Origin of the sequence: Brachyspira catarrhinii, from assembly GCF_005518285.1 — a bacterium.
GTDB classification, from domain to species: domain Bacteria; phylum Spirochaetota; class Brachyspiria; order Brachyspirales; family Brachyspiraceae; genus Brachyspira; species Brachyspira catarrhinii.
Map to the genome: position 1 here is coordinate 1 of NZ_SJDU01000514.1, position 1,337 is coordinate 1,337.

A 1,337-nucleotide genomic window follows, 5' to 3' on the forward strand; every position below is an offset into this window, starting at 1 on the left:
TATCTTCCTTGTCTGTCAACGGGAGAGTAAACTTCCAAATTATAATTTAATCCCGTTTGATAATCTTCCAAACCATGCCCTGGCGCCGTGTGGACAATTCCCGTTCCAGCGGTTGCCTCTACATAATCGGCAAATACTACAGCCGATTTTCTATTTTCTATAAACGGATGGACTATTTCCAATTTTTCTATATCGTCTAAAGATATTGGAATTATATCTCGTCCTTCCAAATTCAAATTATTTTTCGATAAAACCGTTTCAATTAAGCTCGTTGTTATTATCGCGTATCTGTCGTCTATTTTAACCGCCGCATACTCCAAATTTTTATTGAAAGCGCAAGCCATATTCGAAGGCAAAGTCCAAGGAGTCGTTGTCCATATCATAACATCGACATTGCCGTTAAGTTTATCGTTTATTTTATTTAAAACGGGAAACCTAACATAAACGCTGTTCGACACATGATTATCGTCATATTCTATTTCCGCCGCAGCCAACGCCGTTTCGCAATGCATACACCAATGAATAGTTCTTAAACCTTTAAATATATATCCTCTTTCCACAAGTTGCGAAAATACGGAGACAATTTCGGACTCATATTCTGGCGACATTGTCAAATAAGGATTTTCCCAATCTCCCATTACTCCGAGTCTTTTGAATTGTTTTCTTTGAATGTCGATATATTTTTGAGCGTAGGCTCTGCATTTTTTTCGCATTATAAATTTGGAAGTTTCTTTATATTTGTCTCCCAAACTTTCTTGCACTTTTAATTCTATCGGCATTCCATGACAATCCCAACCAGGAATATAAGGAGAATCGAAACCTCTCGCCGATTTATATCTTATAATAATATCTTTGATTATTTTATTTAAGGCAGTTCCTATATGAATATCGCCGTTAGCGTAAGGCGGACCGTCATGCAAAATACATTTGGGAGCTTCCTTTCTTAATTCTCTTAATTTTTGATAAATTTTTTCCTCTTCCCATTTTTTTATTATTTTAGGCTCTTTTTCTTTCAAACCCGCTTTCATTGGAAAATCGGTTTTTGGTAAGTTTATTGTGGAACTGTAATCCATTTTTCGCTCCGTTTAATAATTTTAATTTTTTATATTTTTTATAATAATTTTTCTTAAATATTTTTTCTGCAAATTTTATATTTTAAAATTTTTATTTTAAATTTTAAGATAATGAATATTATACTATAAGTAGAATTTTTTCAAGGCATTAAACTTGAAATGATGCTTTTCTTAATAACAATGGGATTTCGCTCTGCGTCCCTGTGGGAAGCCCATTGTGTGCAGTTGCAGAATGACGCAATAAGAAATAGCACGCAAGGGGTA

At 34.0% G+C, this 1,337-nt stretch carries 1 protein-coding gene; it reads right to left on the reverse strand.

The genetic code is table 11. From position 1 onward, the window contains the following. The coding region (locus EZH24_RS11965; RefSeq protein WP_153227240.1) for a class I tRNA ligase family protein at nt 1-1,073 on the reverse strand (1,073 nt) is incomplete at its 3' end. Nucleotides 1,074-1,337 lie beyond the last annotated feature (264 nt).